Source organism: Microbacterium terrisoli, from assembly GCF_030866805.1.
GTDB lineage: Bacteria > Actinomycetota > Actinomycetes > Actinomycetales > Microbacteriaceae > Microbacterium > Microbacterium terrisoli.
In genome coordinates, this window is record NZ_CP133019.1 from 3289927 (window position 1) to 3308311 (window position 18385).

An 18385-nucleotide genomic window follows, 5' to 3' on the forward strand; every position below is an offset into this window, starting at 1 on the left:
TGTCGAGTTCGGAGTCGAATCTCATGTCATCGAAGACTGGATCTGCGGGCCGGCGCACGTCGCGTCCGTCCGCACCGCCGCGCGCCGGCCGCACGGCGTCACATGCCGTACGCACCACTACGGCTTTCGCCGCCGTCGCCGGACTGGCAATTGCGGGCTTGGCCGCGACCGCCACGCCCGCCGCGGCGGCGCCGACCGCGGCGAACACGATCGTCGTTCACGCGGATCAGCCGTTCCGCTCGGTCTCGCATGTCGCGTCGGGCTCGCTGTACGGCCTGGCCAACGCGACGACCCCGTCGGACGACCTCGTTCAGGCGATCAAGCCGAGCGAGTTCGTCATGAAGCCGATCGGTGGCACGCAGCAGCCGACCGGGGACATCGGGCAGACGTGGCAGAAAGCGGCCAACGCCGGCGCCACGGTGGTTGATCGGCTCTCCGACTACTATCCGGGCTGGCCGTACCGGTACGACGCGAGCAACTGGGATCAGGTCGTCACGCAGCAGATCCAGCAGGTGCAGGCGACCGGGATGACGAACCTTGCGTCATACGCCATTTGGAACGAGCCGGACGGCACGTGGAAGTCCGAGAATGGCACGTTCGAGGACTTCTGGACGCACACCTACCGCCTCATCCGCAGCCTCGATTCCACCACCCCGATCCAGGGACCGAGCTTCTCGGACAACATCGGCGACATGCAGAACTTTCTGCAGCACGCCGTCGCTACCAACACAGTGCCCGACATCCTCGCGTGGCACGAGCTGATCACGTCCTCGAAGATCGCCGGCGACGTCGCAAAGGTGGAGGCGATGGAGGACGCGCTCGGCATTGCGCGGCGTCCGATCGACATCGAGGAGTACGCGGCGCCCGCCGAAGTCGGCATCCCCGGATCACTCGTCGGCTACATCGCGAAGTTCGAGCGCCTCGGCATCCACACCGCCGAACTCCCCTTCTGGAACCAGTCGGGCGCGCTAGGCGACCTGTTGACGGGCCAGGGCGGCAGCCCGAACGGTGCGTATTGGCTCTACAAGTGGTATGCCGACATGGCCGGCGACATGGTCACCACCACGCCGCCCGGCAACAACAACTTCGATGCGGCCGCATCCGTGACCTCGGATAAGGAGGAACTCGACGTCATCACCGGCGGCACGTCCGGCCCGGCAGCGATCAAGGTCACCGGCCTCGACAAGCTGGCTCTCGGCTCCCACGTGAACGTCAAGGTCGAGTACACGCCCACGTACGGTCGTACCGTCGCCGTCGCCGCGCCGATCACGATCTCGAACACCACCTACCATGTCGCCGACGACGGCTCTATCAATGTGCCGATCGCCATGAACCCGGCCTACGGCTACCACGTGGTCGTCACTCCCGCGGGGCACCCCGCGTCGCTGTCCGGCACTTACACCATCGCAAACCTGAACAGTGGACTGCAGCTGACCGCAGGTGACTCGGTTCACCAGCAGGTCGCGCAGACGAGCATCGGCGTGACCGACCAGACGTGGAAGCTGGTCCCCGCCGGTTCGGGACTCTACAAGATCGTGAGCATGATCGACGGCCGGGTCCTGGACGTGCAGGGCGCCTCGACGGCCAACGGGGCGTCCGCGGTACTCGGCGCCGACAGCGGCGCCGACAGCCAGCGGTGGCAGCTCATGCCCGATGGGAAGGGGCACGACCGCCTGGCCAACTACGGCACGGGTCTCGTACTCGCCGTGAACGACATGAGCAAGACAGACGGAGCTCAGGTCATCCAGTGGACGGACGGCTCGATCACCTCCGGATGCACGGCCACCGGCCCGCGCCAGCCCGGGAAGATCGGCTCGGCGCTGTCGTTCTGCAACAGCAACGCCTACGCGACGCTGCCGACCGGTGCTGTGAGCAGCCTGACCGGCGACTACACGGTCTCCACCTGGGTGAACCCCGCCAGCAACGCCTCGTGGCAGCGCGTGTTCGACATCGGCTCGAGCAGCAACGCGAGCATGTTCCTTACGGTCAACGACGGGACGGAGCTTCGCTACGCGATCACGACCAGCGGCGCCGGCGGCGAGCAGCGACTGAACAGCACGAACCCGAAGACGCTGCCGCTCGGCCAGTGGTCCCTCGTGACCATCACAGTCGCGGGCACGACGGGGACGATGTACGTGAATGGCCAGGTCGTCGCGACCAACACGGCCATGACCGTGCACCCGTCGGCGTTCGGTCAGAGCACAAGGAACTACCTCGGCAAGTCGCAGTACAACGATCCTGCTCTCAACGGAGCCCTCGACGACTTCAACATCTACAACAGGGCCTTGTCGCCCGCTGAGATCGCGACGCTTGCAACGGGTCAGCCGGGAGCCGGGAACGTCGTGCACTACGCCTTCGATGAGCCCGGCGGCTCCACGCTCGTCGATTCGTCGGGCGCGGGGCGCAATGGCACCATCGTGGCAGCGACCGGATCGTCCGGGACCACGACGGCGACGGATGCTGCGACCGCCGATCATTTCTGGACGCTGACGCGCGTCGATGTCACCGCTCCGGTGGTGGCACTGACGTGCCCGAGTGACGCAGTTGTGCTCGGGGCATCAGCCGGTGCGACGTGGACGGCGACGGACGAAACGGACGGTTCGGGTCTGGCGACGCCGGCGAGTGGTTCGATCGCCTTGGACACCTCCAGCGTGGGGTCCAAGACGGTGGTCGCCCCGGCAGGCACCGCCCTCGACAACACAGGCAACACCTCAGTGGCAGTGAGCTGCACCTACTCGGTCGTGTACGCCTGGTCTGGCCTCACCGCGCCGGTGAACACGGGCGACGTGGTGAACTCGGTCAAGGCCGGCAGCGCGGTTCCGGTGGGGTTCAGCCTCGCCGGTGACCAGGGCACGGCCGTGCTCGCGGCCGGTTCGCCGTCCGTCGTCTTCGGTGCATGCTCGCCGTCGGCACCGGTCGACACGATCGAGCAGACTGTCACGGCCGGTGCCAGCGGCCTGCAATACGACCCCGCCTCGGACCAGTACACCTACGTCTGGAAGACGAACAAGTCCTGGTCAGGCACGTGCGCGACCCTCTCGTTGACACTCGACGACGGAACGACGCACACCGCGGTGTTCTCCTTCGTGAAGTAGCGCACCGGGATGCCGCGTGCCGCCTCCCTCTCGGAGTGGCACGCGGCATCCTCTTCCACTCCTTGAATCGACACCCTTGAGCAGCTCGAGCGGATGAAGCTCGTCACGCGGCGGCTAGCCCATCCGACGCTCGCGCATCCGTCACCCGATTGACCGCGCGATGGCGACGCACGCTTCTGCAGGAAGGGCGACCCGATCTCACAGGCAGGCCATCGCCGAGCAACTCGACGACGATGAACGCGCGATCCTCACGAGACGGAGTCCCTCCGTTCGGATCAGACGTCACCGCGCCGCGCGCGGCGCAGCCCGACGAGTCCCGCCACCGCAGCCACCGGCTTGAGCAGCACCAGCTCGCCGAACCGGTAGTCGCGACCGCGCACGAGCCGTGCGGCCAGGTCGGGCCGCAGCATCCTCAGATACAGTCGCCCCTTCTCGGCGTGCACCGGATCGGAGACGATCTTGATCGCCTCGGCGTGCTCGATCAGCGGGATCACGTCGACGATGTTCTCCCACGTCGTGGTGCTCGCCCGTTCGAGCAGCATGCGCCCGCGGTGGCCGCGCTCACGCGCATACGCCGCCATGATGTCGGCCTCGGGCAGGAAGGATTCGACCGCCCCGCCGCACAGCACGAGCACGCGGTCGGGCACCCTCGCGTCAAGAGACCGGATGCCGGCACGCACGCGATATCGATTCACGAGGTTTGCACGCCTGCGGCGGTTGCCGAAGCCGAGCACGACGACCGCTTCGCTGCGAGGAGCTGCGACCCCGGGGCCGAGCTCGCGGCGGCTCGCCTGCGCGTTCACGAACTCGCCCCACGCGAGCAGCCCGGCCAGGGCCAGCAGCGGAACGGCGAGGAGGCGGGCGCGCACGATGCCAGCGTAGGCGGACGGGGGCCAGGACGGGAGGCGCGAGGGGCGCTTCGACTCGCTGCTCTCGCTGAACGGCAGGGCGACCCGCGTCTACCGTAGGAGGGTGGACGGTCCCGTGGAACACAACTCCCCGTTCACCGGCCACGCCCGCGGCAGCCGCGCCTACCGACGCCTGCTGGCCGCCCTGTTCTTCGCGGGCATCGCCACGTTCGCGCAGCTGTACTCGCCGCAGGCGACGCTGCCCGAGATCGCCGCAGAATTCGACGTGGATGCCGCGTCCTCCGCCCTCACGATCTCGGCGGCGACGCTGGGGCTGGCCGTGGGTGTGATCCCGTGGTCGGCCGTCGCCGATCGCCTCGGACGCGTGCGGGCCATGGCGATCGCCGTCAGCGCGGCGACGGTGTTCGGCCTGGCCGTGCCGTTCCTCCCGTGGTTCGGCGTGATGCTCACCGGGCGCTTCTTCGAGGGCCTCATGATCGGCGGGGTCCCGGCCGTGGCGATCGCGTACCTGACCGAAGAGGTCGACCCGCGCAGCGCCGCCCGCGCGGCCGGCACGTACGTGGCCGGCACGACGATCGGAGGTCTGAGCGGGCGACTGATCGCCGGCCCGGTCGCCGAGTGGATCGGCTGGCGCATGGGAGTGTTCTCCGTCGCGCTCGTGTGCGCGGGCGCCGCTGTCGCCTTCATCGCCCTGGCCCCGCGCCCGCGCGGGTTCACCCCGACCAGCGCCCGCGGCGCCGCCGCGACCCGGGCGCTGCTCACGCGCCTGGCCGTGCACCTGAGTTCGCCGCGCCAGCTCGCGCTGTACTTCCAGGCATTCGCCCTGATGGGCGGGTTCGTGGCGATGTACAACTTCCTCACGTTCCGGCTCGAGGCATCCCCCTTCGGACTGCCGGCCGGCGTGACGGCGCTCATCTTCCTCGCCTACCTCGCCGGCACGTGGTCGTCGCAGCGCGCCGGGGCCCTGGCCAGCCGTTACCGTCGCATGCCCGTGCTGCTGGCCTCGGCGCTGCTGATGGCGGTCGGCGTCCTGATCACGCTGGTCAATTCGCTGCCGGTGGTCATCGCCGGGCTCGTGATCGCCACGGCCGGGTTCTTCGGCGCCCACGCTGTCGCCTCAGGCTGGACGGGGGCGGATGCCTCGACCGGGCGGGCGCAGGCATCCTCGCTCTACAACCTCTTCTATTACGTCGGCTCCAGCGTCTTCGGGTGGCTGGGCGGAGTGTTCTTCGCGATGGCGGGCTGGGGCGGTTCGGTCACGATGATCATGGCGTTGGTGGCGCTGGCGATGCTCGTGGCCGCTTTGGTGCTGCGCCGCGGCCCCACCCCCGCGCGGCGCTTGTAGCGTGGAATCATGACCGACGCTGCGGCAGACCGGAACTCCCCCGAGGTCCCCCTGGCCGACCGCCGCGCAGATGATGTGCCCGCCCACTGGCTGCTCGCGCGTCTGGGAAAGAAGGTGCTGCGGCCCGGTGGCCGGCAGTTGACCACACGGCTGGTGGGCATGCTGCCGCTGCGCGGCGCCGACGTCGTCGAGTTGGCACCGGGCCTGGGTCTGACCGCCCGCCTGCTGCTGGATGCCCAGCCTGCGTCGTACACGGGCGTCGAAGACGATGCGGATGCCGCGGCCATCGCCGCACAGTCCATCGGCGATCGCGGCACCGTGACCGTCGGCGACGCGAAGAAGACAGGGCTTGCCGACGCGTCGTGCGACGTCGTGCTGAACGAGGCCATGCTCACCATGAACACGAACGCGCACAAGGGGCAGATCCTCGACGAGGTGGCACGCATCCTGCGCCCGGGCGGGTGCTATGCGGTGCACGAGCTGGCGCTCGTGCCCGATGACATCCTGACCGGCACAGCCGAAGACGTGCGCCTGTCGCTGGTGCGCTCGCAGAAGGTCAACACCCGTCCGCTGACCACCCCGGAGTGGCGTTCGCTGTTCGCCGAACACGGCTTCGTCGTCGAGAAGGTCGAGCACGCCCCGATGCGGCTGCTGCACTTCCGGCGGCTGCTGGCCGACGAGGGAGTACGCGGCACGCTGCGCATCGCGGGCAATTATCTGAGGGATGCCGACGTCCGCCACCGCGTGAACACCATGCGCGCCTCGTTCCGGCGCAATGAGAAGCACATCGCCGCCATCGCGATCGTCGCGCGCAGGGCTGCGGCATCCACTGCGGCATCCACCCCCGCGACACCCACCCCCGAGGAGTCATCATGACCGAGAGCACCGTGCAGAACCACTCCGGCGAGCAGGTCGTCGACGCGCGCGAGCGCGGCACGATGAGCTGCGCCGACATGGCCATGGGCGCGTTCGATGCGCTCGCGGACAAGGCGAGCTTCGTGCTCGTGGCCGACCACGACCCGCGCGGCATCCGCTACATGCTGCAGGCCGAGCGCCCCGGCGCGTCTGCCTGGGATGAGCTGGAGTCCGGCCCCGAGGTATGGCAGGCGCGCGTGACCCGCACCGCCTGACCCGCACCGCCTGACCCGCAGGCGCTGCGCGCGCGGAAAACGACGTCACGACATCGCAACCGTGGTGTCGATTGTCATGCGCATCCGGCGAACGATCGCGGTCACCGCGAAGGTCGTGCCGCGCTCACAGAGCCGCCCACACCTCTCGAAGCTCCTGATGGATGCCCTGGCGCACCCGGTCCGTGACCTCGGCGCCCACGACGACGGTCATGGGCACTGTGCCAAGGGCGGGCAGCCCCTGCAGCGGGTGCAGGCCCGGCGCGAGCCGAGTGCGTGACGGCAGGGCGGTGACCCCCACCCCTGATCGCACCGCGTTCACGAGACTCGCCATGTCGACGCATTCCCGTTCGATCGAGAAGTCCTCACCGAGTGCGAGCATGCGATCGCGGATGACGCACGGGCGCGCGAATGCCACGAGCCGATGCGCAGCCACGGGTGCGCGATCGGAGCCGATCCACTCCAGGGGAACGTCGGCGACATGTTCGACGCCACGGCCCAGATCGCCGAAGCCGATCGCGACGGTCGCGGTGCGCTTGTGCACGAACTCCCGCAGCCGTGCGCTGCGATGGAACTCGAACCGGATGCCGCGGTGCGGGAACTCCTCACGCAACAGGCGCGCCACGGCCTGCAGCATCGGCGCCGACGCATGCTCGGTCGAGGCGACCACGATGTCGTGGTCGTACCCACCGCCCAGGCGTGCAAGCGCGGCATCGTGCGCGGCCACGAGCGCGTACGCCTCGCGCAGCAGGTCCTCACCCCGCGCAGTGAAGGCGATCGACCGCCCCTGACGGAAGACGATCTCGAAGCCCAACTCGTCTTCGAGCTTGCGCAGATGTCCGCTCACGGCCGGCTGCGACAGATGCAGCGCGTCGGCCGCCCGGCGCACCCCGGCCAGCGAGGCGACCGCGATCAGACTCCGCAGTGCGGTGATGTCGAGGGTTGTCACGCCGCCCTCACCTCCTCCCATAATCGATCACGTTCGGTGATCGATCAAGCCTTCAGCCTACGCGCGCGCCGAGGCTGGCAGAGCCACAAAAGGGAGGTCACTTCATGCTGTTGTCTTCACCGCTCGCACGCGAACTCGTTCAGGCCAAGCGGGCCGAGCTGCTGTGCGAGGCCGAACACCGCCGCCTGCTCGCCTTCGTACGGGGGTGCGCGCGCCGCTGCACGCCTTCGCTTCGAATGGGCCACTGAAATGAGATTCATCTCCCTCGGCGCCGTCTTCTTCGTCGCGATCAGCTTCCCGATCGGTGCGCTCGCCATGTCGGTGGTCAGCCCGTTCCTGCCGATCGCGTTGCGCTTCACGGTCATCGCCGTCCTGCTGTGGTGCGGGCTGCTGCTGCAGCACCTGGCGTGTCCGCAGCGCGCGCTTCTGCCCCGCGGCGTGCAGTGGTGGTGGGCTGTGACGGCAGGCATCCTGGTGCAGGGGGTGCAGATCCTGGCCGCATACTGGGCGATCGCCCACGGCGTGAGTCCGGGAATGTGCGCCCTGGTGATTGCGATGAACCCCGTCGCCACGGCCGGCCTGGCCCGACTTCTGGGCGGCAGGAGCGAGAACCGCTGGGGCTATCTCGCGCTGGCGGCGGGTGTGGTCGGAGTCGTGAGCGCATGCCTGCCGATGGTGCTGTCCGACCCGCGACTGGGTCCGGGTCTGCTCGCCGTGCTGCTGGCCCTCGCCGGGCTGGCCGTCGGCTCCTTCCTGCAGAGCCGGCACCTGACCGGCGTCACACCGGCCGCGTTCACTGCCATCGGCACGACGGCATCGATCCCGCCCGCGATCATCCTCGCGCTCACCGAGCCGGAGCACGTGTCCGATGTGCGCGAAGCCCTCACGCTCCTGGTCGTGCTCGTGGTCACATCGGCCCTGGGCACCGTCTTCTACGCCGCCTGCGTGCAGCGGTCCGGCGCGCGACAGGCGTCGGCGCTCTTCGCGGTGATCCCCGCGGTTGCGGCCGTGGGCTCGTGGGCACTGCTGGGCACCGACCTGGGAGTGTCGACGCTGATCGGACTCGCCTTCGGCGCGCTGGCATGCCTCGCACAGGTCAAGGCCGCACGATTCACGGCCGCGCAGGTGGCGATCGTCACCTCGAGAACATGACGTTCGTCGTAGCCGGCTGACGCGGTCGGTCGAGAGGATGAAGAGAGGCGGGATGCCGCATCCTGTCCACGGGAGACGTCAGGAGGTCTTCGACATGAACCCTGTGACCGAGTCGCTCGTGCTCTGGGTCGCGTTCGCCGCCGGGTGGCTGGCGATCGCCAGCGCAATGCTGATGCGTGAACCGTCGCGCGCACCGGTGCGCTTCACCTGGTGGGGGCTGATCCTCTGGCTCATCGTGGCGATCCCGTCGCTGGTTCAGATGGCCGTCCCCGACCTTCTCGAACTCGGCATGCGCGACGACGCCATCCTCGAGCACGGCCAATGGTGGCGCCTCGCCACGGCGAACGTGCTGCAGGACGGCGGAGTCGCCGGCACACTGAGCAACCTGTCGATCCTGGCGGTCACGCTGCTGATCGTCGGGCGGGCGCTGTCGGCGGCTCTCGCCGTGCCGATCTACATCGTCGGAGGCATCGGCAGCATGATGCTGCAGCTTTCTCATCCCGGTGCCGGCAACTCGATGGCGACCCTCGCGCTGCTGGCGGCCACCGTCGTTCTCGTGCTCGCGCGCCGCCCGCGCCCGTCGACGGTGATCGGCTTCGGTCTGCTCACCCTGATCGGCATCGCGCTGACGGTGCTCGGCAATGAGCACGGCCCTGCGATCCTCCTGGGTCTTGCGATGGGAGTGATCATCCGCGCGGTTCAGCACCTGCGGCGACGGGGCACGGCCGCGACGCGCACCGAGCAGACGCCGGCATGAGAGCGACACGACCATCCGCGACCCGCGGTCGGCGCTCCTGATCGTTGTCTGACGGGGTGCGTCGACATGATCTCCGAGGGTCGCTGAGAGCACTTCCCCGCCTGATCCGACGCGCGCGGCGATACCAGCGATCGCGCGCGGACCCGGCGCACCGCGGCTGGCTCAGTGCCCGAGCCCGCCGACCCACAGGCCGAGCAGCGCGGCCAGCAGCATCCCGAAGCTGAGCCGGCGACAACGGCGCGGATCGCGACTTGTCAAGGGGGAAGATCATCCCTGCGCGGCATGTCACAGTACCCGAACTCAACAAGAAAGGCGGCGGTTGAATGTTCGAGCACTTCGATACCCCACAGGAACTGTTCGAGTACCGTCTCGGATCCGCACTGAGCATGGAGGACGACTCTCTCCAGATGCTGGGCGAGCTCGAGTCGGCAGCACGATCGCCGGAGCTGAAGGAGATGTTCCGGCACCACGCGGGCGAGACGCGTCAGCAGATCGAGAATCTGCATACCGTGTGTGCAGAGCTGGGCCTGTCCACGGACAGGGAGCCCAGCCAGACGACCAAGGGAATCGCGAAGGAGAGCAGCTCGCTGCTGCGCAAGAGCGCCGATGGACTCCTCGACTCGGTCGCCGTCGCGGCTGCTCTCGGGACCGAGCATTACGAGATCGCCACATACGAGGCTCTCATCGCGGCTGCCGAGGGCATGGGCCACCCGATGGTGGTGAATCTCCTCCGTGCCAACCTCGACCAGGAGAAGCACACCAGCGAGGAGCTCGTCGCCAAGGCGAAGCAATTCGCGGCCGCAGCCTGATCGCCCGGGCCCTGCCCAGCACCCGCTCGGCAGGGCCTCCGATCTGGCTCTCTCCCCCATCGATCCCGGTCGCTTGCCGCGATAGCCCGTGCGGAGGTTCGCGTCAAGGGCCTGCTGTTCTCCCCTGGCTCCTGCCATGTTCGCGCTGAGTTGAAAGGACCGAAATGGACACGACACGATCCGGCCCCGTCGATTTCAGACTGCTCCGGCCACGAGGGCCGCTGAGTTCTGCGATCCTTCAGAACCTCAGCGGACGGAATGACGTCGACCTTGTGGCGGCCGCGAAGCGGTCGATCGCCGATACCGACGAGATCCTCGTTGAGGGTGATATCCAGCTCGCGCTGTTCGTCCTGTATGCGCTCGCGTACGGGTCGCTGTCAGGGCTCGATCCGCGACGCGAATGGGACGCGGATCTGCTCGCTGTTCGTTCCACCCTGGAGCGTCCATTTGAGACGGCGATCCGCAGCATCGTCCCGCACCACCCTCTGCCGGAGCCATCAGTTCGGGGCGTCGCGACCACGCTGTTCGCTCTGACCGCCGGGGACGGCGGACCGAGCCTCACTCGATTCCTGGCGAAGAAGGCGACACGGGAACAGGCACTGGAGTTCCTGATCCTGCGGTCGATCTACACGCTGCGCGAGGCCGACCCGCACTCATGGGCGATCCCCCGCTTGACCGGGCGAGCCAAGGCCGCCCTGGTGGAGATCCAAGCAGACGAATACGGCGGCGGACGCGCAGACCGTATCCACGCGGAGATCTTCGCGAAGTCGATGCGTGGAGCAGGCCTGAACGATGGCTACGGGGCGTACGCGGACGTCGTGCCCGCCGTCACCCTGACGGCTCTGAACATGATGTCGATGTTCGGGCTGAACCGTCGGCTGGTCGGGGCGATCGTCGGCCACCTCGCCGCGTTCGAGATGACCTCATCGATTCCGAACCGCCTCTACGGAGACGGGCTGCGCCGCCTGGGGTTCGGGGAGGATGTCACCGACTACTTCGATGAGCATGTCGAGGCGGACGCCGTGCACGAGCAGATCGCCGGGCGAGACCTCGCGGGCACGCTCGCGGAGGACCATCCCGAGCTACTCCCCGACATCATCTTCGGCGCGGCCGCCTGCCTCGCCGTCGACGGCCTTATCGCGGAGCACGTGCTCGACTGCTGGCAGGATGACCGCTCCGCGCTGCTGACAACCCTGACCGGAGCTCGGCGATGAACGACCGGCCCACCACCATCAGCCCCTACCCTGACGGCCCGTTGATCGTGCGCGGTGACGTGGAACTCGTCACCGCCGACGGCAAGGTGATCCCGTCCCGCAGACGCACGATGGCACTGTGCCGATGCGGGCTGTCGACGATCAAGCCATTCTGCGATGGAACCCACAAGGCGACAGGGTTCAGAGCAGACTGACTCAGTCAGCGTCAACACTGACAGCAGGGGATGCTCCCGGCAGCCGCACGGCCCCATCATGAGCGCGGGAGGTACAGCGTGCCGGTGACATTCGGAATCGAAGAGGAGTTCATGCTTCTCGATCCCCGCCGTCTCACCCCGGTAGACCTGGGTCGTCGAGTCGTCGACGACCTACGCGGCGATGGCGCAGGGGAGGTTGCGCGAGAGTTCTTCTGCTCGCAGATCGAATACGCCACCCCTGTCTGCGAGACGGTCGCTGACGCGGAGGACGCGCTCCTGGGCTTCCGTCGGCGTCTCGCGCAATGGGCTGCCGACGCCGGCGTGGTGGCCGCAGGGACAGGGACACCGATCCAGGCCGCCCGGCATCCGGCAGTCAGCTCCGGCGAGAGATACGCGCGGGTCGCGACGGATGTCGGCGCGCTGGCCGACGACCACCAGATCAACGGACTCCACGTCCACGTTGGGATCCCGGATCGGGACACGGGAGTCCAGGCATCGAACACGCTCCGCCCCTGGTTGCCGGTGCTGCTCGCGCTCTCGGCCAACTCGCCATTCTGGGATGGGGCCGAAACAGGGTACGACAGCTGGCGGGCCATCCACTCGCGGCGGTGGACCACCTACGGTGTCCCGCCTCGGTTCCGTGATGCGGACGACTACGACCGGACGGTGGCGAAGTTGATCGGCGTAGGCGCGACGTCCGATGAGGGCACGATCAACTGGACCGTCCGGCTCTCCAGCAAATACCCGACGCTCGAAGTGCGGGTCTGCGACGCTCAGCTCGACCCATCGGCGTCGGTGGCGCTCGCGGCGATCATCCGCGCACTCGTCGGCACCGCGGCGATGCATGAGCCGGATCGAACACCCGACGCGCCCGCGGATGCGGCGCTGTGGCACGCTGCTCGCTTCGGTCTCGGCACGACCTTGGTGCATCCGCTCACCGGACGACCGGCACCATCCCGCGAAGTGCTCCGAGTGCTTCATGACCGCACAGCCCCGTTGCTGCGCGAAGACAACGAGCGCGCCGCCGTCGACGCGTTCCTCCGTCGGGCCGTGAACGGAGCCGCCTTCCAGCGCCGAGCCGCGGCATCCGGCACCCCTGCCCTTGCTCTTCTCTTCGGGGAGAGCCTCACAACTCTGCGGGAGGGTGCGACGGCAGGTTGACCACTGCTCTTCGACGGCGCGAGTGCTGGCTCAGTGCCCGAGCCCGCCGACCCACAGGCCGAGCAGCGCGGCCAGCAGCGCGGCCACCAGCATCCCGAATCCATTGACGACTGCGGCGCGCCACCGGCCGGCCTGCGCGAGGCGCACGGTCTCGTAGCTGGCGGTCGAGAACGTCGTGTACCCGCCGAGCAGGCCCGTGCCCAGCACCGCCGCCCACGGCCCGAGGCCTGCGGCAAGGCCCGTCACCACCCCCAGCAGGAACGATCCGGTCACGTTGATCACCGTCGTCCCCAGTGGATAGGGGATGTTCACCCGCGCTTTGACGACGCCGTCCAGCACCATGCGACCCGCCGCACCCACACCGCCGGCGAGTGCGACCGCCAGCGCGAGCCACACCCCGGTCATGCGCGCACTCCGCGCCGTGCGGCCAGCACGATTCCGGCGATGGATGCCGCGGCCCCGACGAGCACCGTCGCCACGGCATAGGCGATCCCGACCCATGGAGCGTCGGTCAGGAACAGTCCGTCGGTGCCGACGGCGAACGTCGAATACGTGGTGAAGCCGCCGAGCATGCCGGTGCCGGCGAACAGGCGCACCACGCGCCGCCGCCCCGCATCGGGCCCCCTGCGGGCGAGGGCCTCCAGCAGCCATCCCAGAATGAAGGCACCGGCGAGGTTGATCAGGAAGACGGGCCACGGCATCCCACCCCATTCGGGCAGCACGAGCAGCAGCACGTAACGGATCAGGGTGCCCACGGCACCGCCGGCGATCACGAGCGCGATCGCTTGCCAACGCAGATGAAGAGGTCTGTGCGCACTCACTCCCACGGCAGCGCCCGACCGTCGGTCACGGGGCTCAACGGCACGACCAGCACGGGTCGATGCTGCCGGTGAGCGAGGTGGCTGGCCACCGAGCCCTGGAAGAATTCGCGCAGGGTCTCACGCACGGATGCCTCGCGCGTCCCCACGACGATGTACCGGGCGTGCACGACGTCGGCGAGCCGGCCCAGCGCGCGGGCGGGATCGCCCGCCAGTTCCCGACCGGTCCATTCGACGCCGGTGCCGGCCAGTACGTTGTCGATGTGCGCGGCCAGAGCGGCGTCGAAGTCGCCTTCGACATCGTCGTCGGTATCGGTGTCGGGATCGATCGACGCCGACGTCACGCCGCCGTCGAGCTTCTCACCCACGGTGTAGCGCTCCAGATCGACGTGCGCGCAGACCAGGTCTTCGCCGAGGTCCCGGGCCAGCCGCGCCGCCTCGTGCAGCACCGCGTCGGGCAACCCCTTCTGCACCCCGACCAGGATCACGCCCGGCACCGGATCGTCGTTCGCAGCCATGTCGCGCCCTCCTCCACCGTCACGTTCCACCGTCACATTCCATTGTGCTCGCCCGCGCCGCCGCACACAGCGCACCCGCGTGCCACGCTATGCCGCCGCGTGCGAGCCGATGAGGACGGATGTCAGAAGCGCCAGCAGCATCCACCCGGCGGCGTAGCCGAACGCGGCCGCCGCACCCACGAACGCGTAGAGGAACCCGGCGACGACAGTGGCCACGACATCCCCCACCGCCTGGATGCCCCCGAGCATGCCGTAGCCGCTGCCGCGCAGCCGGTCGGGCAGGATGCCGGCCACCAGCGCCGACTCGGCAGTCTCAGCCAGCCCGATGCCGGCGCCGGCGGCGCCGGCAACGGGTACGACACGACCGGCTCAGCCGGCGTCGCGGGCTCCCACCGCCGACACCACACCGTGCACCGTGCGCTCGAGGAAGGCGACGATCTCCTCGACCGGACGGCCCGCGTCGACGGCGAGTTCGACCAGGACCTCTTCGGCGAATCCGACCCACGAACGCAGGGCGACCCGCAGCAGGTCGCTGTCGGGCACACCCAGTTCGAGGAACACCTCGAGCAGACGCCGGGCATTCTCGGCCCGTGACTCGTCGGTGACCACGCGCACGGCGGTGTCACCGCTGGCGACGCCGCGCACGAGCGAATAGAACGTGCCGCGATGCTCGCGCACGAACACCACGATACGGGTCAGTGTGTCGCGCAGCCGTTCAGCCGGCGGCAGTTCGGGCCGCGGTTCACCCGCGCGCAGCAGACTGTCGCCGGCGGTGCGCATGACTTCGCGGTGCAGACCCTGACGTGTGCCGAAGTAGTGGAAGACGAGGGCCCGCGAAACCTCGGCATGATCGGCCACCCATTCCACCGAGAGCTCATCGAGCGAACGATCGGCAAGGAAGTTGACGCCGAGGGCGACCAGCTGTGCGCGGCGCTCGTCCGGCGTCATCCGTCGTCGGTGGTCGCCTGTCATGAAAGAAGCCTAATCCGCGGCCTTATTGACCGGCAGTCAATTGGTTGTAGGCTCGACCCGGCGCGTCGACGACGTCGCGCCAACACCCCAGGAGGCCCGATGTCGTTCCGTTCCTTCGTCCGCTCTCATGCAGGCCGCGTCACCCTCACCGCGATCCCCGTCGCCCTCGCCGTGTCGCTGCTGGGCGCCGGTGTCGCACAGGGCGCCGTGCCCGTCTCGTTCTCGGTGTCGGGCAGCCAGTTCCAGATCGCCGCCTCGAGCCTGGAGGGCACCGGGTTCTCGCAGTACGCCGGCGTCGCCAAAGACACCGCAGGAAAGTCCCACCCCGTCGCGATCGCGAACATCGCATCGGCGACGCTGCACGATCTGTGCCAGTCCGTGGTGAGCGAGACCCCGCTGGGCAAGGTGGGAGTGCTGATCACGGCAGGAGGCGGAGACCGGCCGGCGTCGGCATCCGACCTGCAGATCGGGATGACGGGGCTGAAGGGCGACTCGTCGTTCGAGCACATCCGCATCGGCGTGGATGCCTCGACCGTGAACACGCAGGCCAAGGGCATGGCGGGCGACTTCGCGCAGGATGCCGACACGGTGAAGATCACGAACCTGCAGCAGACGGCGTGGAGCACGCAGGCCTCCGTGTTCACGCTCACCGGCATGAAGCTGCAGCTGACCGACGGATCGAAGCAGTGCTTCTGACCGAAAGACACCGCATCGCGGCCTGGTACCGCAGCCGACCTGCTCTGGGCGGTCTGCTCACGGTGCTGGCCGGGGTCGAGATCTTCTTGTCGAGTCAGCTCGACCTCGGTGACATCCGCGTGCAGCTGGGCATCGAGGGACTGCAGGCGACGGTGATCCCGATCGCTCTCGTGCTCCTCGGCGTGCTCGCGATGGTCATGCCCGCCCACCACATCTTCTATGGCGTGATCACGCTCGCCGTCGCGGTGTACTCGCTGATCGGCGTGAACCTCGGCGGGTTCGTGCTGGGCATGCTGCTGGGCTGCATCGGCGGGGTCCTGGTGGTGGCGTGGATGCCGCGGGCCCCCGTGGCAGACGAAGCCGCAGCCGGGTCGCGGGCCACGGCAGCAGACGACATCGATGCCGCAGCCGAGACGGCGGGCAGGGGCGCATGACCCCTCGACGCACGCGACGCACGATCGCGGCTGCGGCCGTCGTGGCGTGCGTCACCGCCGGTGCCGGCCTGGTCGCCGCCCCCGCGGCATCCGCGCAGCTGTGCATTCCGCTCCTGCTGCCGTGCCCGAGCCCATCGCCGACCCCGACGCCCACCCCCACGGCAACGCCCGGCGGCAGCGCGACCGCGCCCGATCCGGGCACGACGCCGGGTCCGGGCACCGTGCCCGGCGCTCCCGGCGCACGCACCTCCCCGATCGCCGGCGCCCCCGGAACCGACGGCGGCGCGCCGAAGCAGGCCGCGGAGCCGATCGACCTCGCGCTTCTTCCCGCCGATGACAGCATGGTGTTCACGCAGCCGTCCGCGCAGCTGTCGGCCGCCGCGCTGTCATTCTCGGGCCTGCAGGGCCTCGCTCTCGTCAAGGTCCGCCTGGCCGACGGCTCGCACGTCGCCGCCCTGCGCCTGCGCGCCGATCGCATCACGATCGACGGCTTCGCCCTGACGGTGCGCAAAGACACCGGGCCGATCCTGGCGACCACCGCCGATCGCATGACCTTGAGCGGACACGTCGAGGTGTACCTGAACTCACTCACCGCGACCACGCGGGATGGCACGTCCTACACGCTCGGCGCGCACACTCCCCCGCCGGCCGATGGCATCGAGCCCGGGCTGCTGCGGGTCACCCTGGGCATGGTGGGCACGCGCGCCGACCAGATCTCCTACACGAACACGAACCAGCGCCTGACCGACTGATCCGTCGCGGCGCCGACCTGCACCCCAGCGGCGCCGACCTGCACCCCAGGAGCACCGACCTGCACCCCAGGAGCCCCGACCTGCACCCCAGGAGCGCCGACCTGCACCCCAGGAGCGTCGACCTGCACCCTAGGAGCGCGGGACGGGGCAGATCGCGTTCTTGGCGATCGTGGCGTGGAACTGATCGGCGGTCCACGGCAATCCCAGAGCCGGCGCAGCTTTGCCCCCGACGCCCGGTGCCATCGACGCGATGGCTGCCAGTTCGCGCACGAGGTCGATGATCGGCCCTTGGCCTGCGGTGGAGTCGTTGAGCACCACGGCGACCACCAGGTCGCTGGCGGGATCGGCGAACGCCGCTGTAAGGTACCCCGACGCCTGGCCGTACTGACCGATCAGGGGTCCGACCTTCACGACGCCGCCCGCGGTCGTGAACCAGGCCGGCGCGGTGGGTGCGACCGCCAGCGGCGCGGCGAGGCGCTTCTTCGTCGGGACCAGCGTGCCTTCGGCCAGCGCATGCGCGTACGCGGCCACGTCTTCGATGTCAGACACGACCCCCGAGTCGGTGAACCCGAAACTGGCCGACTGCTCGGTGATGTCCGTCTGCTTGTCGCAGACGTACGCGCCGCTCTTGGTCCTGGACGCCAGGTAGTAGCCCGGCAGCGGCTGCGATGACCCGACGACGGGTTCGGACGCCGTCGCCCCGGGAAGCTTCGAGGACGACAGGCCCAGTGGGTCGAACACGTACTCGCTGAGCAGCGCCGACGCGCTCTTCCCCGTCGCGCGTTCCAGCGCCAGGCCCAGAAGCACATAGCCCGCATCGGAGTCGCGGAAGCCCACACCCGGTTGCAGGTCTTCGCCGACCTGCCCGATGCCGTAGCCCACCAGTTCGCGCGGATCCCACGTGCGGCCCGGCGTCATGCGCAGCAGCGGTTCGAGCACGCCGCGATACGAGCCGATCCCGCTGGTGCCGTCGCACAGCTGCTGCAGCGTCACCTCCGACAGCTTGGGGATGCCGCTGACGTACTTCGTGACACTGTCGGTGAGCCTGACGGTGCCTCGATCGGCCACCTCATAGAGCACATCGCACGTCATCGCGCGGGTGACGGGACCGGCGCGAAACGTCATGTCGGGGTCGACCGGCGTCTTGCCGCCCCACGTCGTCGATCCCAGGCCCTGCACCCACGTGCCGCTCCACGGGGCCCACACGCCGGCGATCGCGCCGGATGACCCGGTGGCGGCCATCGCATCGGTGACCGCTGCAGACAGCTGCTGTCGGGTGGCGTCGGGCAGCTGCGAGTGAGGCGCGAGCGAAGCCACCACATTGGGGTGGGCCGGCGAGGAGCATGCGACGACGGTCAGCACCAGGGCGAGCGCGCCGAGGGATGCGACCACGGCACGTGCGATCCTCGAACGAATCGGCATCCCTCACCCCCCGGTGACTGTCCAGTTAGCATTCAAACACACCGCGTATCGCGCGTGCCTGTGGTGCATCGCCGAATGACGAGGGTCTCATGAAGGCGCGG

The 18385-nt window shown here is 69.0% G+C and carries 21 protein-coding genes; 13 read left to right on the top strand and 8 right to left on the bottom strand.

What is annotated here, in order from left to right:
- The first annotated feature begins 23 nt into the window (after positions 1–23).
- Positions 24–3095: a PxKF domain-containing protein gene (locus QU603_RS14900; RefSeq protein WP_308492160.1), complete on the top strand. Its 3072-nt coding sequence runs from the start codon at positions 24–26 to the stop codon at positions 3093–3095.
- A gap of 275 nt (positions 3096–3370) precedes the next feature.
- Here the strand turns inward: QU603_RS14900 and QU603_RS14905 are convergent, their stop codons facing one another.
- Positions 3371–3964, bottom strand: coding sequence for a YdcF family protein (locus tag QU603_RS14905; RefSeq protein WP_308492161.1), 594 nt, complete (start codon positions 3962–3964; stop codon positions 3371–3373).
- Between the two features lie 103 nt (positions 3965–4067).
- On the opposite strand from QU603_RS14905, the gene QU603_RS14910 reads away from it, so the two are divergent.
- From QU603_RS14910 to QU603_RS14920, 3 genes are read left to right on the top strand one after another with little or no spacing between them, the layout of a single operon-like run.
- A complete protein-coding gene (locus tag QU603_RS14910; RefSeq protein WP_308492162.1) occupies positions 4068–5309 on the top strand; it encodes an MFS transporter in 1242 nt (413 codons plus the stop codon).
- Between the two features lie 9 nt (positions 5310–5318).
- Positions 5319–6185: a class I SAM-dependent methyltransferase gene (locus QU603_RS14915; protein WP_308492163.1), complete on the top strand. Its 867-nt coding sequence runs from the start codon at positions 5319–5321 to the stop codon at positions 6183–6185.
- The gene (locus QU603_RS14920; RefSeq protein ID WP_308492164.1) at positions 6182–6439 is read left to right on the top strand and encodes a DUF2249 domain-containing protein; all 258 of its coding nucleotides are present in this window, start codon (positions 6182–6184) and stop codon (positions 6437–6439) included. Before QU603_RS14915 ends, QU603_RS14920 begins: the two co-directional genes overlap by 4 nt.
- 124 nt (positions 6440–6563) lie before the next feature.
- Here the strand turns inward: QU603_RS14920 and QU603_RS14925 are convergent, their stop codons facing one another.
- Positions 6564–7385 carry a LysR family transcriptional regulator gene (locus QU603_RS14925; protein WP_308492165.1) on the bottom strand — a complete coding sequence of 274 codons (822 nt, stop codon included), beginning with the start codon at positions 7383–7385 and terminating at the stop codon, positions 6564–6566.
- A 249-nt stretch (positions 7386–7634) separates the two neighbouring features.
- Here QU603_RS14925 and QU603_RS14930 point away from each other — a divergent pair, with 249 nt between their 5' ends.
- From QU603_RS14930 to QU603_RS14955, 6 genes are all read left to right on the top strand, one after another.
- Entirely contained in the window at positions 7635–8537 is a 903-nt protein-coding gene (locus QU603_RS14930; protein ID WP_308492166.1) for a DMT family transporter, read from the top strand.
- A 94-nt stretch (positions 8538–8631) separates the two neighbouring features.
- The gene (locus QU603_RS14935; protein ID WP_308492167.1) at positions 8632–9294 is read left to right on the top strand and encodes a hypothetical protein; all 663 of its coding nucleotides are present in this window, start codon (positions 8632–8634) and stop codon (positions 9292–9294) included.
- A 323-nt stretch (positions 9295–9617) separates the two neighbouring features.
- Positions 9618–10103, top strand: coding sequence for a YciE/YciF ferroxidase family protein (locus QU603_RS14940; RefSeq protein WP_308492168.1), 486 nt, complete (start codon positions 9618–9620; stop codon positions 10101–10103).
- A 164-nt stretch (positions 10104–10267) separates the two neighbouring features.
- Entirely contained in the window at positions 10268–11317 is a 1050-nt protein-coding gene (locus QU603_RS14945; protein WP_308492169.1) for an iron-containing redox enzyme family protein, read from the top strand.
- Positions 11314–11511 carry a CDGSH iron-sulfur domain-containing protein gene (locus QU603_RS14950; RefSeq protein ID WP_308492170.1) on the top strand — a complete coding sequence of 66 codons (198 nt, stop codon included), beginning with the start codon at positions 11314–11316 and terminating at the stop codon, positions 11509–11511. Before QU603_RS14945 ends, QU603_RS14950 begins: the two co-directional genes overlap by 4 nt.
- A gap of 84 nt (positions 11512–11595) precedes the next feature.
- Complete coding sequence (locus QU603_RS14955) at positions 11596–12672, top strand: carboxylate-amine ligase (protein WP_308492171.1); 1077 nt, start codon at positions 11596–11598, stop codon at positions 12670–12672.
- A 30-nt stretch (positions 12673–12702) separates the two neighbouring features.
- Here QU603_RS14955 and QU603_RS14960 read toward each other — a convergent pair whose 3' ends face one another.
- From QU603_RS14960 to QU603_RS14980, 5 genes are all read right to left on the bottom strand, one after another.
- On the bottom strand, positions 12703–13077 hold the full coding sequence (locus QU603_RS14960; RefSeq protein ID WP_308492172.1) for a fluoride efflux transporter FluC: 375 nt from the start codon (positions 13075–13077) through the stop codon (positions 12703–12705).
- Complete coding sequence (locus QU603_RS14965) at positions 13074–13445, bottom strand: fluoride efflux transporter FluC (protein ID WP_308492173.1); 372 nt, start codon at positions 13443–13445, stop codon at positions 13074–13076. Before QU603_RS14965 ends, QU603_RS14960 begins: the two co-directional genes overlap by 4 nt.
- A 44-nt stretch (positions 13446–13489) precedes the next feature.
- Positions 13490–14008, bottom strand: a complete 519-nt coding sequence (locus tag QU603_RS14970; protein WP_308492174.1) for a universal stress protein — start codon at positions 14006–14008, stop codon at positions 13490–13492.
- Positions 14009–14095: 87 nt separating this feature from the next.
- Positions 14096–14302 carry a hypothetical protein gene (locus QU603_RS14975; protein WP_308492175.1) on the bottom strand — a complete coding sequence of 69 codons (207 nt, stop codon included), beginning with the start codon at positions 14300–14302 and terminating at the stop codon, positions 14096–14098.
- Between the two features lie 75 nt (positions 14303–14377).
- A complete protein-coding gene (locus QU603_RS14980; RefSeq protein WP_308492176.1) occupies positions 14378–14980 on the bottom strand; it encodes a TetR/AcrR family transcriptional regulator in 603 nt (200 codons plus the stop codon).
- A gap of 99 nt (positions 14981–15079) precedes the next feature.
- Between QU603_RS14980 and QU603_RS14985 the strand changes: the two genes are divergently transcribed.
- Genes QU603_RS14985 through QU603_RS14995 form a run of 3 tightly spaced genes read left to right on the top strand, consistent with a single transcriptional unit; the run spans position 15080 to position 16862 of the window.
- The gene (locus tag QU603_RS14985) at positions 15080–15676 is read left to right on the top strand and encodes a DUF6230 family protein (RefSeq protein ID WP_308492177.1); all 597 of its coding nucleotides are present in this window, start codon (positions 15080–15082) and stop codon (positions 15674–15676) included.
- The gene (locus QU603_RS14990; RefSeq protein WP_308492178.1) at positions 15667–16110 is read left to right on the top strand and encodes a DUF6114 domain-containing protein; all 444 of its coding nucleotides are present in this window, start codon (positions 15667–15669) and stop codon (positions 16108–16110) included. The genes QU603_RS14985 and QU603_RS14990 overlap by 10 nt, the downstream gene beginning before the upstream one ends.
- Entirely contained in the window at positions 16107–16862 is a 756-nt protein-coding gene (locus tag QU603_RS14995) for a hypothetical protein (protein WP_308492179.1), read from the top strand. Before QU603_RS14990 ends, QU603_RS14995 begins: the two co-directional genes overlap by 4 nt.
- A gap of 129 nt (positions 16863–16991) precedes the next feature.
- Here QU603_RS14995 and QU603_RS15000 read toward each other — a convergent pair whose 3' ends face one another.
- Positions 16992–18284 (bottom strand): serine hydrolase domain-containing protein, encoded by a 1293-nt coding sequence (locus QU603_RS15000; RefSeq protein WP_308492180.1) that lies wholly within the window; start codon positions 18282–18284, stop codon positions 16992–16994.
- Positions 18285–18385 lie beyond the last annotated feature (101 nt).

Bases quoted from the DNA above. Each gene is read 5' to 3' on its own strand.
- QU603_RS14900 (WP_308492160.1), top strand. From the start codon at position 24: ATGTCATCGAAGACTGGATCTGCGGGCCGGCGCACGTCGCGTCCGTCC.
- QU603_RS14915 (WP_308492163.1), top strand. From the start codon at position 5,319: ATGACCGACGCTGCGGCAGACCGGAACTCCCCCGAGGTCCCCCTGGCC.
- QU603_RS14920 (WP_308492164.1), top strand. From the start codon at position 6,182: ATGACCGAGAGCACCGTGCAGAACCACTCCGGCGAGCAGGTCGTCGAC.
- QU603_RS14930 (WP_308492166.1), top strand. From the start codon at position 7,635: ATGAGATTCATCTCCCTCGGCGCCGTCTTCTTCGTCGCGATCAGCTTC.
- QU603_RS14935 (WP_308492167.1), top strand. From the start codon at position 8,632: ATGAACCCTGTGACCGAGTCGCTCGTGCTCTGGGTCGCGTTCGCCGCC.
- QU603_RS14940 (WP_308492168.1), top strand. From the start codon at position 9,618: ATGTTCGAGCACTTCGATACCCCACAGGAACTGTTCGAGTACCGTCTC.
- QU603_RS14945 (WP_308492169.1), top strand. From the start codon at position 10,268: ATGGACACGACACGATCCGGCCCCGTCGATTTCAGACTGCTCCGGCCA.
- QU603_RS14950 (WP_308492170.1), top strand. From the start codon at position 11,314: ATGAACGACCGGCCCACCACCATCAGCCCCTACCCTGACGGCCCGTTG.
- QU603_RS14960 (WP_308492172.1), bottom strand. From the start codon at position 13,077: ATGACCGGGGTGTGGCTCGCGCTGGCGGTCGCACTCGCCGGCGGTGTG.
- QU603_RS14970 (WP_308492174.1), bottom strand. From the start codon at position 14,008: ATGGCTGCGAACGACGATCCGGTGCCGGGCGTGATCCTGGTCGGGGTG.
- QU603_RS14980 (WP_308492176.1), bottom strand. From the start codon at position 14,980: ATGACAGGCGACCACCGACGACGGATGACGCCGGACGAGCGCCGCGCA.
- QU603_RS14985 (WP_308492177.1), top strand. From the start codon at position 15,080: ATGTCGTTCCGTTCCTTCGTCCGCTCTCATGCAGGCCGCGTCACCCTC.
- QU603_RS14995 (WP_308492179.1), top strand. From the start codon at position 16,107: ATGACCCCTCGACGCACGCGACGCACGATCGCGGCTGCGGCCGTCGTG.
- QU603_RS15000 (WP_308492180.1), bottom strand. From the start codon at position 18,284: ATGCCGATTCGTTCGAGGATCGCACGTGCCGTGGTCGCATCCCTCGGC.